Source organism: Lentzea sp. NPDC055074, from assembly GCF_053608005.1.
Window position 1 is genome coordinate 148,778 of record NZ_JBSGUQ010000004.1, and the last position, 16,166, is coordinate 164,943.

General features: G+C 69.7%; 17 protein-coding genes and 1 tRNA gene. 10 read left to right on the plus strand and 8 right to left on the minus strand.

Features of this window, described 5'->3' with window-relative positions; all coding sequences use genetic code 11:
* The first annotated feature begins 99 nt into the window (after window positions 1-99).
* From ACWF7A_RS11110 to ACWF7A_RS11120, 3 genes are read left to right on the plus strand one after another with little or no spacing between them, the layout of a single operon-like run.
* On the plus strand, window positions 100-807 hold the full coding sequence (locus ACWF7A_RS11110; RefSeq protein ID WP_452250657.1) for a (Fe-S)-binding protein: 708 nt from the start codon (window positions 100-102) through the stop codon (window positions 805-807).
* Window positions 789-2,207 carry a LutB/LldF family L-lactate oxidation iron-sulfur protein gene (locus ACWF7A_RS11115; protein ID WP_452250297.1) on the plus strand — a complete coding sequence of 473 codons (1,419 nt, stop codon included), beginning with the start codon at window positions 789-791 and terminating at the stop codon, window positions 2,205-2,207. The genes ACWF7A_RS11110 and ACWF7A_RS11115 overlap by 19 nt, the downstream gene beginning before the upstream one ends.
* Complete coding sequence (locus tag ACWF7A_RS11120; protein WP_452250298.1) at window positions 2,200-2,778, plus strand: LutC/YkgG family protein; 579 nt, start codon at window positions 2,200-2,202, stop codon at window positions 2,776-2,778. Before ACWF7A_RS11115 ends, ACWF7A_RS11120 begins: the two co-directional genes overlap by 8 nt.
* On the opposite strand, the gene ACWF7A_RS11125 is transcribed toward ACWF7A_RS11120, so the two are convergent.
* The 3 genes from ACWF7A_RS11125 to ACWF7A_RS11135 all read right to left on the minus strand — a co-directional run bounded on the left by ACWF7A_RS11125 (window position 2,771) and on the right by ACWF7A_RS11135 (window position 5,495).
* Window positions 2,771-3,637: an Fpg/Nei family DNA glycosylase gene (locus tag ACWF7A_RS11125; protein WP_452250299.1), complete on the minus strand. Its 867-nt coding sequence runs from the start codon at window positions 3,635-3,637 to the stop codon at window positions 2,771-2,773. The genes ACWF7A_RS11120 and ACWF7A_RS11125 overlap by 8 nt on opposite strands.
* A 15-nt stretch (window positions 3,638-3,652) precedes the next feature.
* Window positions 3,653-4,090 (minus strand): DUF983 domain-containing protein, encoded by a 438-nt coding sequence (locus tag ACWF7A_RS11130; RefSeq protein WP_452250300.1) that lies wholly within the window; start codon window positions 4,088-4,090, stop codon window positions 3,653-3,655.
* 94 nt (window positions 4,091-4,184) lie between these two features.
* Window positions 4,185-5,495 carry a sigma-70 family RNA polymerase sigma factor gene (locus ACWF7A_RS11135; RefSeq protein ID WP_452250301.1) on the minus strand — a complete coding sequence of 437 codons (1,311 nt, stop codon included), beginning with the start codon at window positions 5,493-5,495 and terminating at the stop codon, window positions 4,185-4,187.
* Between the two features lie 159 nt (window positions 5,496-5,654).
* Here ACWF7A_RS11135 and ACWF7A_RS11140 point away from each other — a divergent pair, with 159 nt between their 5' ends.
* Window positions 5,655-6,053, plus strand: a complete 399-nt coding sequence (locus ACWF7A_RS11140; RefSeq protein WP_452250302.1) for a DUF7674 family protein — start codon at window positions 5,655-5,657, stop codon at window positions 6,051-6,053.
* 33 nt (window positions 6,054-6,086) lie between these two features.
* Window positions 6,087-6,159: transfer RNA gene (locus ACWF7A_RS11145), tRNA-Gly, on the plus strand.
* 45 nt (window positions 6,160-6,204) lie between these two features.
* On the opposite strand, the gene ACWF7A_RS11150 is transcribed toward ACWF7A_RS11145, so the two are convergent.
* A complete protein-coding gene (locus ACWF7A_RS11150) occupies window positions 6,205-7,110 on the minus strand; it encodes a S66 peptidase family protein (RefSeq protein WP_452250303.1) in 906 nt (301 codons plus the stop codon).
* 108 nt (window positions 7,111-7,218) lie between these two features.
* Between ACWF7A_RS11150 and ACWF7A_RS11155 the strand changes: the two genes are divergently transcribed.
* On the plus strand, window positions 7,219-7,647 hold the full coding sequence (locus tag ACWF7A_RS11155) for an OsmC family protein (RefSeq protein ID WP_452250658.1): 429 nt from the start codon (window positions 7,219-7,221) through the stop codon (window positions 7,645-7,647).
* Here ACWF7A_RS11155 and ACWF7A_RS11160 read toward each other — a convergent pair.
* Complete coding sequence (locus tag ACWF7A_RS11160; RefSeq protein WP_452250304.1) at window positions 7,622-8,668, minus strand: cytochrome P450; 1,047 nt, start codon at window positions 8,666-8,668, stop codon at window positions 7,622-7,624. The genes ACWF7A_RS11155 and ACWF7A_RS11160 overlap by 26 nt on opposite strands.
* Before the next feature lie 57 nt (window positions 8,669-8,725).
* Here ACWF7A_RS11160 and ACWF7A_RS11165 point away from each other — a divergent pair, with 57 nt between their 5' ends.
* Genes ACWF7A_RS11165 through ACWF7A_RS11180 form a run of 4 tightly spaced genes read left to right on the plus strand, consistent with a single transcriptional unit; the run spans window position 8,726 to window position 13,007 of the window.
* Window positions 8,726-11,515 (plus strand): BTAD domain-containing putative transcriptional regulator, encoded by a 2,790-nt coding sequence (locus tag ACWF7A_RS11165; RefSeq protein ID WP_452250305.1) that lies wholly within the window; start codon window positions 8,726-8,728, stop codon window positions 11,513-11,515.
* Between the two features lie 39 nt (window positions 11,516-11,554).
* A complete protein-coding gene (locus tag ACWF7A_RS11170; protein WP_452250306.1) occupies window positions 11,555-12,184 on the plus strand; it encodes a hypothetical protein in 630 nt (209 codons plus the stop codon).
* A gap of 28 nt (window positions 12,185-12,212) precedes the next feature.
* A complete protein-coding gene (locus ACWF7A_RS11175; RefSeq protein WP_452250307.1) occupies window positions 12,213-12,605 on the plus strand; it encodes a contact-dependent growth inhibition system immunity protein in 393 nt (130 codons plus the stop codon).
* A gap of 45 nt (window positions 12,606-12,650) precedes the next feature.
* Complete coding sequence (locus ACWF7A_RS11180; RefSeq protein ID WP_452250308.1) at window positions 12,651-13,007, plus strand: septal ring lytic transglycosylase RlpA family protein; 357 nt, start codon at window positions 12,651-12,653, stop codon at window positions 13,005-13,007.
* Here ACWF7A_RS11180 and ACWF7A_RS11185 read toward each other — a convergent pair.
* The 3 genes from ACWF7A_RS11185 to msrA all read right to left on the minus strand — a co-directional run bounded on the left by ACWF7A_RS11185 (window position 12,988) and on the right by msrA (window position 16,161).
* On the minus strand, window positions 12,988-13,356 hold the full coding sequence (locus tag ACWF7A_RS11185; protein WP_452250309.1) for a hypothetical protein: 369 nt from the start codon (window positions 13,354-13,356) through the stop codon (window positions 12,988-12,990). The two genes, ACWF7A_RS11180 and ACWF7A_RS11185, sit on opposite strands and share 20 nt — an antisense overlap.
* A 118-nt stretch (window positions 13,357-13,474) precedes the next feature.
* Window positions 13,475-15,334 carry an SdrD B-like domain-containing protein gene (locus tag ACWF7A_RS11190; RefSeq protein WP_452250310.1) on the minus strand — a complete coding sequence of 620 codons (1,860 nt, stop codon included), beginning with the start codon at window positions 15,332-15,334 and terminating at the stop codon, window positions 13,475-13,477.
* Window positions 15,335-15,501: 167 nt separating this feature from the next.
* Window positions 15,502-16,161 (minus strand): peptide-methionine (S)-S-oxide reductase MsrA, encoded by a 660-nt coding sequence (gene msrA, locus ACWF7A_RS11195; RefSeq protein WP_452250311.1) that lies wholly within the window; start codon window positions 16,159-16,161, stop codon window positions 15,502-15,504.
* Between the last annotated feature and the right edge of the window lie 5 nt (window positions 16,162-16,166).

Consider the following 16,166-nt stretch of genomic DNA (forward strand, 5'->3'; position numbering starts at 1 on the left):
GGCACCCCTATAGCAAGAGGCGCGCCCGGCGTACCCCCGTACGGTCCACCGATCCGGGTAGACATCCGATGAATTTGGGGAGAGGGTGTGCGGGTGAAAGTGGCTCTGTTCGCGACCTGCCTGACTGACACGTTCTTCCCGGAGACGGCCCGTGCCGTGGTGCGACTGCTGGAGCGGCTCGACTGTTCGGTCGAGTTCCCGCTCGATCAGACGTGCTGCGGCCAGATGCACTTCAACACCGGCTACCGGGAGCAGTCGAAGCCGTTGGCGCGCAAGTACACCGACGTCTTCGGGAGCTACGACTACGTGGTTGCGCCATCCGGGTCGTGCGCCGGCATGGTCCGGGAGATCCATCCCACCCTGGGTGAGTCCCCGCCGCGCACGTTCGAGCTCGCGGAGTTCCTCGTCGACGTGCTCGGGCTGACGGACGTCGGCGCCTGGTTCCCCCACCGGGTCACCTACCACCCCACGTGCCACTCGCTGCGCATGCTGGGGGTCGGCGACAAGCCGTTGGCGCTGCTCAGGGCCGTGAAGGCACTCGATCTGGTGGAGCTGCCGGACGCGACGCAGTGCTGCGGCTTCGGCGGCACGTTCGCGATCAAGAACGCCGAGACGTCCACGGCGATGCTCGCGGACAAGATGCGGTGCGTGCTGGACACCGGCGCCGAGGTGCTGTCCGCTGGTGACAACTCCTGCCTCATGCACATCGGAGGTGGGCTCTCGCGGCTGCGCGCGGGCGTGCGGCCGGTGCACCTGGCGGAGATCCTGGCTTCGACGGAGGAGGAACCGTGGCTCGCAACCCGGTGACGTGGCTGGGCAGCCCGACGTTCCCCAAGGCCGCCAAGGAGGCTCTGCAGGACACCCAGCTGCGGCAGAACCTGCGCAGGGCCACCGGCACCATCCGGGGACGCCGCGAGGCCGCGGTCGCCGAGATGACCGACTGGGAGATGCTCAGGGTCGCCGGCGAGCAGATCAAGGACGACGTCCTGGCGCGCCTCGACACGCTCCTGGTCCAGCTCGAGGAGTCGGTCACCGCACGCGGCGGAGTCGTCCACTGGGCGCGCGACGCCGAGGAGGCGAACCGGATCGTGCTCGGCCTCTGCCGGGACGCGGGCACGGACGAGGTCGTCAAGGTCAAGTCCATGGCCACGGCCGAGATCGGGCTCAACGAGGCGCTCGAGGCCGGTGGCGTGCACGCGATCGAGACCGACCTCGCCGAGCTGATCGTGCAGCTCGGCGACGACCGGCCGTCGCACATCCTGGTGCCCGCGATCCACCGCAACCGCTCGGAGATCCGCGAGATCTTCCAGCGCCGCATGGGTGTCGAGGTCTCCGACGAACCGGCGGACCTCGCCGAGGCCGCGCGCGTCTACCTGCGCGAGAAGTTCCTGACCACCAAGGTCGCCATCTCGGGAGCGAACTTCGCCGTCGCCGACACCGGGTCGATCGTGGTGCTGGAGTCAGAGGGCAACGGCCGGATGTGCCTGACGCTGCCGGACACCCTGATCACCGTGATGGGCATCGAGAAGCTCGTGCCCACGTGGCAGGACCTCGAGGTCTTCCTGCAGCTGTTGCCCCGCTCGTCCACGGCGGAGCGGATGAACCCGTACACGAGCGTTTGGACCGGCGTGACGCCCGGCGACGGCCCGCAGAGCTTCCACCTCGTGCTGATCGACAACGGCCGCACCTCGACGCTGGAGGACTCCGTCGGGCGCCAGGCGCTCCGGTGCATCCGGTGCTCCGCGTGCCTCAACGTCTGCCCGGTCTACGAACGCACCGGCGGCAAGTCGTACGGCTCGGTCTACCCCGGCCCGATCGGCGCGATCCTGACGCCGCAGCTGGTCGGAGACATGCACGACCCGCAGGCCGCGTCACTTCCTTACGCCTCTTCGCTGTGCGGCGCGTGCTTCGAGGTCTGCCCGGTGCGGATCGACATCCCGTCCGTCCTCACGCACCTGCGCGCCGAGGCCGTGGAGGCCAAGGGACGCACGGCGGAGTCCGTCGCGATGGCGGCCGCCGCGTGGATCTTCCGGGAGGCCTCGCGCTACGAGAAGTCCCAGAAAGCCGGTTCCCTGGCCCGGTTCCTGGCCCGCGACGGCAAGATCACGTCGCTGCCGTGGCCGGGGTCGAAGTGGACGTCCTCCCGTGACGTGCCCGCACCGCCGACCGAGTCGTTCCGCGCCTGGTGGAGGAAGAACCGTGGCTAGCGCACGAGAAGAGATCCTCCAGCGCATCCGCGACGCGCGGGTGCCCGCGGCCGCACCGGTCGTCCGCGGCTACGACCAGGAGGGCCCGGGCGGCGTCGAGCTGTTCGCCGAAAGGGTCGCCGACTACCGCGCGATCGTGCACACCGTCACCGACGTGCCGGAGGCTCTGCAAGTCTTGAAGGGCAAGCGGATCGTCGCGCCGGAAGGCCTCCCGGACGAGTGGCTCGTCGACGGTGTCACGTGGCTGCGCGAGCCCCTGGGCATCGAGGAGCTCGACCAGGCCGACGGCGTGCTGACCGGGTGCGCGGTCGCGATCGCCGACACCGGCACGATCGTGCTGGACGCCGGCGAGGGCCAGGGCCGCCGCGCGCTCACCCTGCTGCCCGACTACCACCTGTGCGTGGTGCGGGTGGACCAGATCGCGGCGTCGGTGCCGGAAGCGTTGAGGCGCTTGGAACCCACGCGCCCGCTGACGTTCATCAGCGGACCGTCGGCGACGAGCGACATCGAGCTCAACCGGGTGGAGGGCGTCCACGGCCCCCGCACCCTGGAGGTCCTGATCGTCATTTGAGCAGCCGGGACAACCGGCGGTCGGCCAGCGGCTTGCCCCCGGTCTGGCACGTCGGGCAGTACTGGAAGGCCTTGTCCGCGAACGACACCTCACGAACCGTGTCACCGCAGACCGGGCACGGCAGCCCCGTGCGCGCGTGCACCCGCAGCCCCGACCGCTTCTCGCCCTTCAACCGTGCGGCGTCCTGCCCCACGGACCGTGCGACAGCATCGGTCAGCGTCGTCAGCATCGCCTCGTGCAGGTGGTCGAGCTGTTCGGAGTTCAGCTTGCCCGTCGTCGCGTACGGCGAGAGCCGCGCCATGTGCATGATCTCGTCGGAGTAGGCGTTGCCGATGCCCGCGATCAGGGTCTGGTCCGTGAGCGACGTCTTCAGCCGCTCGGTCCGCTTGTCGAACAGGTCTTCCAGCTGCGTGCGGGTGATCCCCAGCGCGTCGGGACCGAGCCGAGCCACGCTCGCGATCGACTGAGGATCGCGCACGATCCACGCCGCGAGACCCTTCTTCGTACCCGCTTCCGTCAGGTCGAAGCCGGGACCCTGACCGGGCGGCCCGAGGTGGACGCGCAACGCGAGCGGCCCGCGGCCCTGTTTGGGCGGTGGCGCGGACATCGTGTCCGCCCAGCGCAGCCAGCCTGCTCGGGCGAGGTGGACGACCAGGTGCAGGCCGTCGGCGACCTCCAGGTCGAGGTGTTTGCCGTGCCGGTGCGCGGCGACGACCTCCTGGCCGTGGAGCGCCGTCCACGGCGGGTCGAACGTCTTGAGCACCTGCAGCGAGGCGACGTCGACGCGGTGCACCACACGGCCCACCGCGTTCTCACGCAGGTGGTGGACCAGTGCTTCTACCTCGGGTAGTTCGGGCACCGGTCCAGTGTCGCATCAGTCGACGGGTTGCAACGGACCTTCGACGTCCGGCAGCGAGTGCATCTCGATCGTGCGGGCGACCCGGGAGGCCTCCTGGCGCACGGCCATCGGACCGCGGACGGACCCGATCCAGCGCTCGGGCGGCAGCTCGTCGGCCGTGGCCTTGCTCTCCGCGACCAGCGTGTGCGGGCGACGCAGCGCCCAGCGGACCGGGAAGAACGCGAACAGGAAGATCAGCGCGAGGATCAGCCAGGCGGGCACGACGACCTGCGCCGGCGTCCAGGCGATCAGCACGACCACCATCACCACGAGCATCCCGGCCATCATGATGCCGGGCAGGATGCCGCCGCTGACGTCGTGTTCGAAGTCGTCGGACTCCGCGGGATTGCGCCACTCGATGCGGCTGTGGACAGTCCACATCCGGCCGTCAGCACCGCGCACCAGCCGCGTCATGTACCCGTCTCCCACGTTCGGTCGGTCTTGGACAAACCGTACCTGGCGCGGGCAGAGCCTTGTGGGTGAACTCGGCCGGGCTTGATCGTCACCGTCAGTCTTCGATTGCCGGTTTCGGGTAGAGCGTGATCGTCGTGACCGTGGTCTGCGGCGTCGAGCAGGGCTCGGAGGTCGGCGGATCGGTCGGCGACGACGGCGTGTTGAGCGAGTTGATCTCACGCGACGTCGTCTGCGCCGTGCTGACCAGGTCGGACTGCTCCGACGTCGTCACGACCTTCTCGGCCCGTTCGCCCGGCGGTTCCTGGCTCTGCTCGCTGGTCGGCGCCGGCACGGACGAGGAGGTCTTGCGCACGGTCTCCTGGCGCTGTCCGGCGGGGTTGACCACGTTCTCCTGCGGCTCGACCCGCTGCTGCCCGGGAGGGGGCGGCTGGGCCACCACGAGCTCCTGGCTGTGCTCGGAGCTGGACGACCCGGAAGTGCTCATGGCGATCACCGGGTTCTGGTCCGGCTGCAGCACGGCCACGCCCGGCGCGCCGTTGAACACGGCGGCCATCGTCCCGAAGAGCCCGACCGTCGCCACGCTCGCCGCCGCGACCGCCAGCTTCGCCTTGGTGAACAGCACCTTCCCGGCGAACGCGAGCCCCAGCGCGGGCACGACCAGGTACGCCGCGCTGGCCCGCAGCGTCGCGCAGACCTCGTTCAGCTCGGTGTGGAGCTGCGTGCAGGCGGAACAGGTGTCGAGGTGGGCGCGGATCCGGCGTTCCTCGACGCCCTGGACGCCGCCCGCGGTGTAGGTGCCGAGCTTGGAGCGGATCGCCGCGCACGACGAACGCCCGTCGTCGGCCGCGAGGTGGGCCTGCAGGTACGCCGCACGCAGCCCCTCACGCGCACGACGGGCCAACGCCGACATGGCGTTGGGCGAGAGCCCGAAGTGCGGTGCCACGGTGGCGGGGCGCTCGCCCTCGACCTCGACGCGCCACAGCACGACCCGCCAGCGTTCGGGCAGGCTGGAGAAGGCCCTGGTGATGAGGTTGTGCTCGGCTCTGCTGTTCGCGTTGTCGCTCACCGGCTCGACACGACGCCCCAGCTCCTCGTCCTCCACCGGCACGTCGCGACGCCGGCCGCTCCACTCCCACGCCACCCGGCGGGCGACGGTGAGCAGGTAGGTGCGGACGTGGTCGGTGGGCCCGCTGCCGCGGCGGATCGCCTGCAGCATGCGGAAGAACGATTCAGCGGTGAGGTCGTCGGCCTCGGCCGCCTCCCGGACGTGCCTGAGAGAAAAACGGCGGATCGCGTCCGCATGCCGGGAGAACAGTTCGCCGTAGGCCGAGTCGTCTCCCTCGCGCACCCTGGCGAGCAGGTCCCGGTCGACCTCGTTCTCGTCGACCATCACAGGCTTCAACATGCCACAAGGGGCCAGAACTGCTCCTTGATGAGAACAGGTCGATACACAAGACCATCCGTTAGTAGTGGGCTGATCAGCGCAACGCGATCGGTGACAGGACGGTCACAGGTGGGCGTCGGACGGTCGGCGCGACAAGATCCAGCGACTATCGTCAGGCGCGTGGTGGACTGGCGAGAACGCGCTTCGGCCCTGCTGCCGGAACTCAGGGCTGTCGCCGAGACCGAGGAGTGGTCCTGCCACGTCTTCTTCTCCGAGCTGTACCAGCTGGCCCAGGAAGCGCACCGGGAGCAGGACGACGACGTGCTGCGGCGCGCGTACGGCTTCGCGCACTGGTGCTTCCACCAGCCCGAGCAGTTCCTGGAGAACGCGGCACTGATCAGTTTCTACGAGCACGTGTTCGACGACTGGGACCTCCGCGAGGAGGTGGCCGCGTGGCTGCCGGTCGACGTGCTGCCGAAGGTGCGGGCGCTGTGGGAGTGGCGGTGGCCGAAGGAGCAGTTGGACGAGGTAGATCAACTGCTGGCCGGTTTGGCACCCCCCTCGCAAGATGCCGTTTAAGGCCTGTTGTATAGTTCTCTCCCGTAAGGCAGTGCGGATGTAGCGCAGTTGGTAGCGCATCACCTTGCCAAGGTGAGGGTCGCGAGTTCGAGTCTCGTCATCCGCTCTCGAAAGAAGTCCGGCACCCCCTGGGTGCCGGACTTCTTTCGTTTCAGCGGACTGCCGGCCCGACCACGAGCGTCCCCGTGTCGGCGTCCAACTCGGCGATTGGTCCAAGGGCCAGTGACAGCGGTTCGTCGCCGTGGCCGACGTCCAGGCCTCCGAGCACCGGCACGTCCAGGGTCTCCAGGCGGTCGCGCAGGACGTCGAGGACGGTCCAGTCGCGGTCGGTGTAGTCCTCGAACCCCGGGAAGCGGCCGAGCGCGACCCCTCGCAGTCCGTTCAGCGAGCCCGAGCGGATGAGTTGCGTCAGCTGCCGGTCGACGTGACCGAGTCCGACGGCGCGTGGGGCCTCCAGGAAGAGGATCGCGCCGTCCAGGTCGAGCAGTCCGGTGCCCACGGACCAGCCGAGGGTGCCGAGGTGACCGCCGACGACGTTGCCGGTGGCCGAGCCACCCACGCGAACGGCCGCGGTGAGCACCGCTGGGTCCCGGTGCAGTACCGCGGGTCCGGTCTCCATCAGCAACGACCGCGTCGAGGCCGCGGACCGCGCTCCGGCGAGGAACCCGTGGATCCCGGTGACGCGGCAGTGCCGCCACAGCGCGAGGTGCAGGTTCGTGATGTCGCTGAACCCGACCAACGGCTTGGGGTCGGCCCGCACGGCAGCGAAGTCGACGTCGTGCGCGATGCGGTAGGAGCCCGCACCGCCACGCGTGGCGAAGATCGCCCGCACGCCGGGATCGCGATAGGCGTCGTTGAGATCGGCCAGCCTGTCTTGGTCGTAGCCCGCCATGTAGCCGTGGCGGTCCAAGGCGTGCTTGCCGATCTCGACGACCAAACCCCAGCTCTCCAGCACCTCCACCGACTCGGCGAGCCCCTCCTCGTCCGGGTAGCTGGCGGGCGAGACGAGGCGGACCCGGTCTCCGGCGGCGACACGGGGTGGCAGCACGACGTTCACACGACCGACTCTCCCAGCCGGAGTCGAGCGGTTCTCGGGGTGATCTCCCGGCCCACCCGTGAAAAGGTGGTCTCAGACAGCTTGCTCCGACCTAAGGACATCGTGATCATGGCCATCAAGCAGACGGCAAACGCTCACTGGGAAGGCTCCCTCGTCGAGGGCAAGGGGAACGTCAGCCTCGCCACCTCCAACAGCGGCAGCTTCGACATCGACTGGAAGGCGCGCGCCGAGGAGGCGGGCGGCAAGACCAGCCCCGAGGAGCTCATCGCCGCTGCGCACTCGGCCTGCTACTCGATGGCGCTCTCCCACGGCCTCACCGGCGCGGGCACCCCGCCCACCTCGATCGACACCAAGGCCGAGGTGAGCTTCCAGGCGGGCGTCGGCATCACCGGCATCCACCTGACGGTCCGCGCCAACGTGCCGGGTCTGTCCCAGGAGGACTTCGTCGCGGCCGCCGAGGGCGCCAAGGCGAACTGCCCGGTCTCCAAGGCGCTCGCGGCCGTCGAGAACATCACCCTCGACGCTGCCCTGGTCTGAACCGCAGCTCCGCGGGCCCGTGACTGATCAGGTGCCTGCGGTAGCGCACGTCGCCGGGCTGCTCGGCCACCTCTGACGAGCGGTCGAGCAGCTCTTCGGCGACGATCCGGCCCTCCAGCCGCGCGAGCTGGGCGCCGAGGCAGTAGTGCGGGCCGTGCCCGAAGCCGAGGTGGGCCGGCACGGACGGCCTGCCGGGGTCGAAGTCCTCGGTGAACACCTTCGGGTCGCGGTTGCCCGCCGCGTAGTCGAGGAACAGGTGCTCGCCCTGCGCGATCTCCACCCCGCCCATCGTCACCGGGCACGTCGCCGTCCGGAAGAACCCGACGAACGGCGAGTCGAGCCGCACCACCTCCTCGACCACGCCGCCCAGCCGGAGTTCCTTCGCCTTCAGGCGCAGCAGCGTGCTCGCCAGCAGGTTGGTGGTCGACTCGGTGCCCGCGACGACGACCGCGAGGCACAGCGAGAGCCGTTCCTGTTCGGAGAGCTGGCCGCCGCGGAACGCGCCCGAGCGCCCGAAGTAGGCGCAGAACTCGTTCATCCCGGCGAAGTACGAGCCGAGCACGCGTTCGCTGACCTCCTCGCCGCTGGTCAGTTCCAGCACCGGTGCCACGAACTCGCGGAACAGCGGGAAGTCCGCTTCCGGCACGCCGAGCACGTCCCCGACGACCCCCAGGGCGAACGGGGCGGCGAACTCGCTGACGAAGTCGGCCTCTTCCGGAAGTTCGTCGAGCAGGGTCCTCGCGCGTTCCCGAATTGAGTCAGCCATGTGGCGCACGGCCATTTGAGTGAATTTCTGATTCGCCGCAGCACGAATTCGAGCATGCCTGGTGCCGTCCGCCGCGTTGAGCGAGGACATCAATTCCAGCAATCGCCGCTGCTCCGGTGGCATCAGCGCCGCCACGGCCGCGACCTGCGGACCTGCCATGTTCCGGGAGGAGAACGTCACCGGATCAGCCAGCACGGCACGCAGGTCGGCGTATGCGGTCACCCGCTGGGCGTTGATTCTCGGGTCGAATTCCATTGCGATATCTTGGCGCGGTTCCGGCCTTTGTCGGGGGCTGACGACAGGACGAATAACGTGATCATCCGGCTGCTCGGACCGCTCGAACTCACCGGTCCGAACGGAGCAGTTCAGCTCAGCAGCGCAGGACAGAGGACTCTCGTCGCACGGCTGGCGTTGAATCCGGGAGAGACGGTGCCGAGGAGTGCGCTCGTGGACGCGCTCTGGTCGGACGAGGCACCGGCGAGCGCCACGAAGACCCTGCACAGCCTGCTCGCGCGGCTGCGGGGGCAGATCCGCGACGCCGGACTGGGTGAGCTGATCACCACCCGCGAGCCGGGTTACGTGCTCAACGCGCCCGCGGACACCGTCGACGCGGCACGGTTCGAGGCGCTCGTCGCAGCAGCACGGCACAGCGACGAGCCGTTGGCATCCGCGAAGATGCTGCGCGAGGCCCTCTCGTTGTGGACGGGCGACCCGCTCGCGGACTGCCGGCCGGGTGAGTGGACCAGGCAGGAGTCCGCGCGGCTCACCGACCTGCGGATGGACGCGACCGAGGAGTTGATGGAGTGCTCGCTCGCGCTCGGTGAGCACGCCGCGGTGGCGCCGCTGGTCAACGCGCTGGTCGAGCAGCACCCGTTCCGCGAACGGCTGTGGGTGCAGCTGATGATCGCGCTGTACCGCTGCGGGCGGCAGGCCGAGTCGCTGGCCGCGTTCCAGCGGGCGCGCGGCGTGCTGGTCGACGAGCTCGGCATCGAGCCCGGCCCCCGGCTGCGCGACCTCGAACAGGCGGTGCTGACCGCCGATCCCCGCCTCGACCTGCCGGAACGCACTCCTGTCCTGGTGCGCGGCAACCTGCCGGCCGACCGGTCGAGCTTCGTGGACCGCCCGGAGACCGAGCACGTCGCGGACCTCATCAGGCGGCACCGGCTGGTCACGCTGATCGGTGTCGGCGGTGTGGGCAAGACGCGGCTCGCGATGCACGTGGCGCGCAGCGAGCAGCCGCCGGACGGCGTGTGGCTGGTGGAGCTGGCGGCGTTGCGCGACAGGGCCCTCGTGCCACACGCCGTCGCCGAGGCGCTGGGCGTGGTCGACCAGACCGGGCGCGGGCAGCTCAGCGTGCTCACGGAGTTCCTGGCCGAGAAGGACGCGTTGCTGGTGCTGGACAACTGCGAGCACGTCGTGGACCACTGCGCGGTCTTGGTGGACACGCTGCTGCGGATGGCGCCGAATCTCCGTGTCATCGCCACGTCCCGTCGCGCGCTACGGGTCTATGGCGAGCAGGTGATGTCCGTGGCGCCGTTGTCCGTGCCGTACCCGGCGGCGACGTTGTTCGCCCAACGCGCCGATGCGGCGATTCCCGGCTCGTTCGTCATCACGGCCGCGAACGAACAGGCCGTCACGGACCTGTGCCGGCGGCTGGACGGCATCCCGCTGGCGATCGAGATGGCGGCGTTGCGGGTGCGCGCGCTGACGCCGGCGCAGCTGCTGGAGCGGCTGGACGACAGGTTCCGGGTGCTCACCGACGGCGGGCGGACCGCGTTGCCGCAGCACCAGACCCTCCTCGCGACGATCGAGTGGAGCTTCGACCTCTGCTCGCCGCGTGAACAGCTGCTGTGGGGCCGGGCGTCCGTCTTCGCCGGCAGCTTCGACCTGGCCGCGGCCGAGGCGGTGTGCTCCGACGACGCGCTGACCGCGGACTTCATGTTCGACGCGGTGGACGGGCTGGTCGACAAGTCCGTGTTGCAGCGCGAAGAACACGCGGGCGTGGCGCGCTATCGGTTGCTGGAGACCATGCGCCAGTTCGGGCAGACACGGCTGCGTGCGAGCGATGAAGAGCCACTGCTGAGGATGCGCCATCGTGACTGGTACGCAGGCATTGCCGTGCAAGGAGAACGGGCCTGGTTCACGCCGCGGCAGATCGCGACGGTCGGGGCGATGACGGCCGAACGCGGCAACCTGCGGGCGGCGCTGGAGCACTCGCTGACGACGCCGGGCGAGGCCGACGCGGGACTGCGGCTGGCGGCGACGCTGTGGTTCTACTGGGTCGGCTGCGGGCGGTTCGCCGAGGGACGGCACTGGCTGAACTGGGCGCTGTCGCTGGAGACCGAGCCGTCGCGGGCGCGCTGCAAGGCGTTGTGGGTCAACGGATACCTGGCGACGTTGCAGGGCAACACCTCCGCGGTGCCGGCGCTGCTGGAGGCCTGCCGCGCCGAGGCCGCCGTGCTGGACGACGAGGACGCCGACGTCTTCGCGACCTACGTGCAGGGCGCGGCGGCGGTGTTCGACGACGACCTGCCGCTGGGCGCCACGCTGCTGGCCGAGGCCGACCGGCGGCACGCCCAGCTCGGGCACATGGACAGCAACGTGGTGATGGCGCGCGTGGCGTTGGCGATCACCGTGGCGTTCGGCGGCGAACTCGACCGTGCGGCGGAGATCTGCACCAGGGCGCGCGCTGTGTGCGAGGAGAACGGTGAGTTGTGGGCGCGCGCGTTCGCGTTGTACGTCCTGGCTTTCGTGGCGATGGGACGCGGTGACGTCGTCGAGGCGCGCGAGCTGGCCACGACGTCGTTGCGCATCAAGGAGAAGTTCCACGACCTGCTGGGCATCGCGGTGTCGGTCGAGCTGCTGGCGTTGATCTCGGTGGTCACCGGGTCCGCGTCGCACGCCGCGATGCTGCTCGGCGGTGCGGACCGGGTGTGGCAGTCGGTCGGGCTGCCGCTCTTCGGTTCGGCGAACTTCGCGGCCTCGCACGACCAGTGCGTGGCGTTGTGCCGGCAGGCGTTGGGCGTCGAGGCCTACGACGAACACTTCGCGCGTGGTGCGGCGATGACCGTGACCTCGGTGGTCGCGGCCGCGCAGTCCTGACGCAGGGGCCGTGCAGCCGGACGCGGACAAGCTGGCGGGATGAGGACCAGCGTGCGCACACCCGACGCGGGAATCGTCGAGGAAGTGCTGAAACTCGCCGGCAGGGCACCGTCGTTCGACATCGTTCCGCCGTGGCGATGGCGCAACGGCAACGAGTGCCTCGAGCTCGTGACGGCACGTGCGGACCAGGCGGCGTTGCTCGCGTGTGGTGCGGTGCTGCACCACGTGCGGGTCGCGCTGTCGGCGATGGGCTGGGACTGCCACGTGCTGCGGACGCCGCGGCCGGACGGCCAGGTCGCGTCGGTGCACCCGCGCTGGGAGCTCGACCCGTTCTCGTGCGAGGTGGCCTCCGCGGCGGCGATCTCGTTGCGCAGGTCCGATCCCCGCCCCTACCTGCCCGACGAGGTGCCGGACTCGGCGCTGACGTGGCTGCTGCACGCGGCCCGCGCCGAGAACTGCGAACTGGAGCTCGTGGCGCGCCGCAACGGCGTGCTGCTCCGCATGCTCGGCCAAGACTGGTTGAGCACGGGTGAGGCCGTGAGCGCCGTGCTGCTGGCATCGACCGTGTGGGGCCTGGCGTCCCAGCCGTTGCTGCACGAGGGGGAGGTGCTCGTCCGTGTGGGCTGGCAGTCGCCCAATGCCGAACCGTTGCCTCAGTCGGCCCGCTAGCGACTCCCTTTGCGGGGACTATGGGTGCGTGGACCGGGACAGAACGCTGGCGCACCTCAGCGAGACCGACTGGGGCGGGCCCGACTCGTCGTCGACCCAGCTCTACCGGGACCTCTGTGCGCTGCGCGACCTGCCGGTCGGCCAGCTCACGCCCACGTCGTTGCACCTGCTCGTGACGCACCAGGTGGGGCTGGACGTGACCGCGCTGCTGGCGTTGGAACACGTGGAATGCGACCCGCTGCGGTCGGTCGCGCTGTACCCCGGCGACCTGCTCGCCGCTCTACTGAGAGTAGATCACTCGTTCTGGTCCGATCACCCAGCGTTGCTGTCGAGAATGTCCGCTTTGCTGGACCGTCTGCGCACGTTGCCGGACGGCGACTGGCAGATGTTGGTGTCCGCGGCCGAGCAGTTTCCCGGTTAGGCGCGCGTTAGGCGTCCCTTTGCCGGCGGGTGAGTTGCTTGCACCATGACGAAGATCCTCGCGGCAACCGGCCTCACACTGGCCTCTCTCGCCGCCACCGCCGTGTTCTTCTCCCCCGTGGCCTCCGCCGAGACCTGCAAGGCTTCCTACTACTCGGGCGGCGGCACCACGGCCAGCGGCGAACGCTTCGACCCCGACAAGCTGACGGCCGCGCACAAGACGCTGCCGTTCGGCACTCGGGTGAAGGTGAAGAACCGGTCCAACGGCAAGACCGTGACCGTGCGGATCAACGACCGGGGCCCGTTCATCACCGGCCGCTGCGTCGACCTGACCCCGAGGGCCTTCAAGACGATCGCGCCCCTGTCACAGGGCGTAGTGGGCGTCACCGTGACAAAGGTGTGAACGAGTAGAAAAAGACCGGTTTGCTTGACCCAATCGAGTGAACGAGATAGTCAATCCGGGTGTTCACGTCGATGAGTGGGCCCGCACGGCTTGCGACTGGGGCAGTCGCCGGTGTGGTCGTCGCGGTGTTGTGCGTGCTCGGGGCGTATCTCGGGTCGCTCATGGCGAACGATCCGCCTGAGCCGGCCAGAGACTCGCCGGCCCGCGTCTCGCTCATCAACACGCCTTCGCTGCTGCCGACGGAGTCCGAGACTCCGTCACAGACCGTGTCGGTCAGCTCATCGTCCGCAGCGTCGTCGTCTTCGTCGACGAGCAAGACGACGACGTCGACGAAGACCACGACCGTCACGACGACGACAACGACTCAAGCGCCGCCCCCGGTGACCACAACGACCCCGAAGCCGCGGCCGACGACAACTACGACGACCACGACCACGAGGCCGTGCGGACTCATCTTCTGTTAGTTGCTACGCGGTCCTGCGTCGCGCGAGGAAGACCGACGCGCCGCCGAGGAGCAGCGTCAACGCGCCGACCAGGCCCAGACCCTCGACGCTGGCACCGGTCTCCGCCAGCGGACCCGCCGCTGCCGTGTACTTGGCGACCGGCAGGATCGTCTGCACCGGGTTCTGCGGCTGCGGCTGGCCACCACCCGGCGTGCCACCGGGCTCGTCGGCCGGCACGACCTCGATCGTCCAGCCGGTGTTGCACCACTGGCTGCAGTCCTCGGCGGTGATCAGGGTCTCCGGGCGCTTCAGCTTCCACGGCCCGTTGACTACGACCTTGTAGAGGCCGACGGGGATGTCGGTGAAGTAGGCCTGACCGTGCTCGCCGGTGCCGCTGGCGGTCGCGGCCACGACGCCGGTCTTCGGGTCGACCAGGCTGAACGAGACGCCCGACAGGTGCTCGCCGATGCTCATCCAGCCGTTGCCGTCGCGGTCCTCGTAGAGCGAACCGTCGGTGTTGGTGCGCCTGTCGCCGACCTTGACGTACTCGAAGACGCCGGGGAAGCCGTCGATCAGGCCGTCCTGGGTGCCGAAGTCACAGCCCAGGAAGGAGTAGCCGTAGCGCTCGGCCTGCGTCGAGATCGTCGCGGCCACCGTGAACACCCGGCTCTGCCCGGCGAGGATGGTCGCGCCCTTGTTCCAGTCGAGGTCACCGAGGCCGTTCGGGAAACCGACGTGCGGGCCCATGCCGGCGCGGTCGCACGAGGCGACGATCCCGGAGATGTCCGAGCCGCCCTTGTTGGTCAGCGTGATCTCGATGGTCGCGGGCCCACCGGCGACGTGGTCGGTGGAGGTGAAGCGCGCCGAGGCGGACAGCTGGTCGCTCAGCGGCCGGACCGCCTTGTAGCGCAGCTCCGAGGTGGAGTCGCTGCCGTCGACCGGGATCTGCTCGGAGCTGTACGCCAGCACCCAGCCACCGGGCAGCTCGGAGAAGCCCAGGCCCCACGTCCGCAGCTCGAGCCCGGTGAAGGTGAAGCGACCGGTGGCGTCGGTGCGCGTCCGCGGGGTCACGTTCGGGTCGCCGCCGCCGTACAGGTACGCCTGCGCGCCGGCCAGCCCCTCGCCCGCGTCCTGCACGCCGTTGCCGTTCGTGTCACCCCAGATGACACCGCTGATGGTGCCCGTCTTGATCGGCTCCTGGATCGGGACCTCGACGGTCGCGTGACCCTCGAACGGGTTCACGTCGTTGGCGGCGTAGACGCGGATCAGGAACTTCGAGTTGCCCGCGTAGTTGTAGGTCTTGCCCGTGAGGGTGAAGGTCCGCGACGACTGCGCGGGGATCGTCAACGTGGCCGGCTGGCCGAACGGCGGCCGCAGCTCGCCCCAGCTCTCGGAGTCGATGTTGAAGTACGACCCGGAGATGTGGTCGATGTACGCGTAGACGCCGGTGGCCTCGACGGAGCCGGCGTTCGTGACGGTCAGCTTGACCGTCGCCGTCTGGCCGACGAGGAACGGCCCGGTGCCGACGACGGCGGCCGTGGCCGACACGTCCGCGCGTTCGGCGGCCTTCTCCTGCTCCTTGTCTGCGGGCTTCGCCTCCTCGGCCTTCTCCTCCGGCTTGTCGGCGGGCTTGTCGGCCGGCGTGTCAGCAACCGGAGGAGCGGTCGACTCGTCCGGGGTAAACGGCGTCGTCGGCGGCGTCGTCGTCTCGGGCTCGGTCGGCGTGGTGGTCTCGGCCGGCGTGCTCGGCGCCGTGACCTCCGTCGTCGGTGCGGCAGACTCTTCCTGCGCGTAAGCGGTGAAACTGGTGGTGGCGCTCAACGCCAGAACGGCCGCGAACACGGCCGATCTGCGCGCGACGCCACGCGCGCGTGATGTGGACAAGGTGGGACTCCCCAGAACTAAGCCACCGCGCCGACGCGACACGACCCCCGACGTACCGCGCGAAACCCCCGTCGTGCGGTGAGCGTGGTTTCTGCCCCGGACGCTAGGGGCAGGGACCAGGGAAGACAAGTCTCATTCAGCTCACAGTCGTTCGCGTGCGCGGAATCTCACTGCTCCGCGAGCTTCAGTCCCGTCGGGCAGCTGACACCGGTCCCGCCCAGACCGCAGTAGCCGTAAGGGTTCTTGGCATCGGACAGGTACTGCTGGTGGTAGTCCTCCGCGTAGTAGAACTCCCCCAGCGGCACCAGTTCCGTGGTGATCTCCCCACGCCCCGCCTCGGTCAACGCCCGCTGGTACACGGCCGCGGAGGCCTCGGCCGTGATCCGCTGCCCCTCGTCGGCGTGCAGGACCATCGACCGGTACTGCGTGCCGATGTCCGCGCCCTGCCGCATGCCCTGCGTCGGGTCGTGGCCCTCCCAGAACACCCGCAGCAGGTCCTGGAACGGGAGTGCGGCCGGGTCGAAGACGACGAGCACGACCTCGGCGTGGCCCGTGCGGCCCGAGCAGACCTCTTCGTAGGTGGGGTTCGGAGTGGTGCCGCCCGCGTAGCCCACGGCCGTCGACCAGACGCCCGGTGTCTGCCAGAAGAGACGTTCGGCGCCCCAGAAGCAGCCCATGCCGAAGACCGCGGAGCGGTGGCCGGACGGGATGTCCGTCAGGGAGCGGTCGGTGAACACGGCGTGGGTCCGGGGAACCTCGATGGGCTCGGCGCGGCCCGGCAGCGCGTCGGCTGCCGCGACCGGCTTGGCCTTCCGTCGACCGAACATGGGGC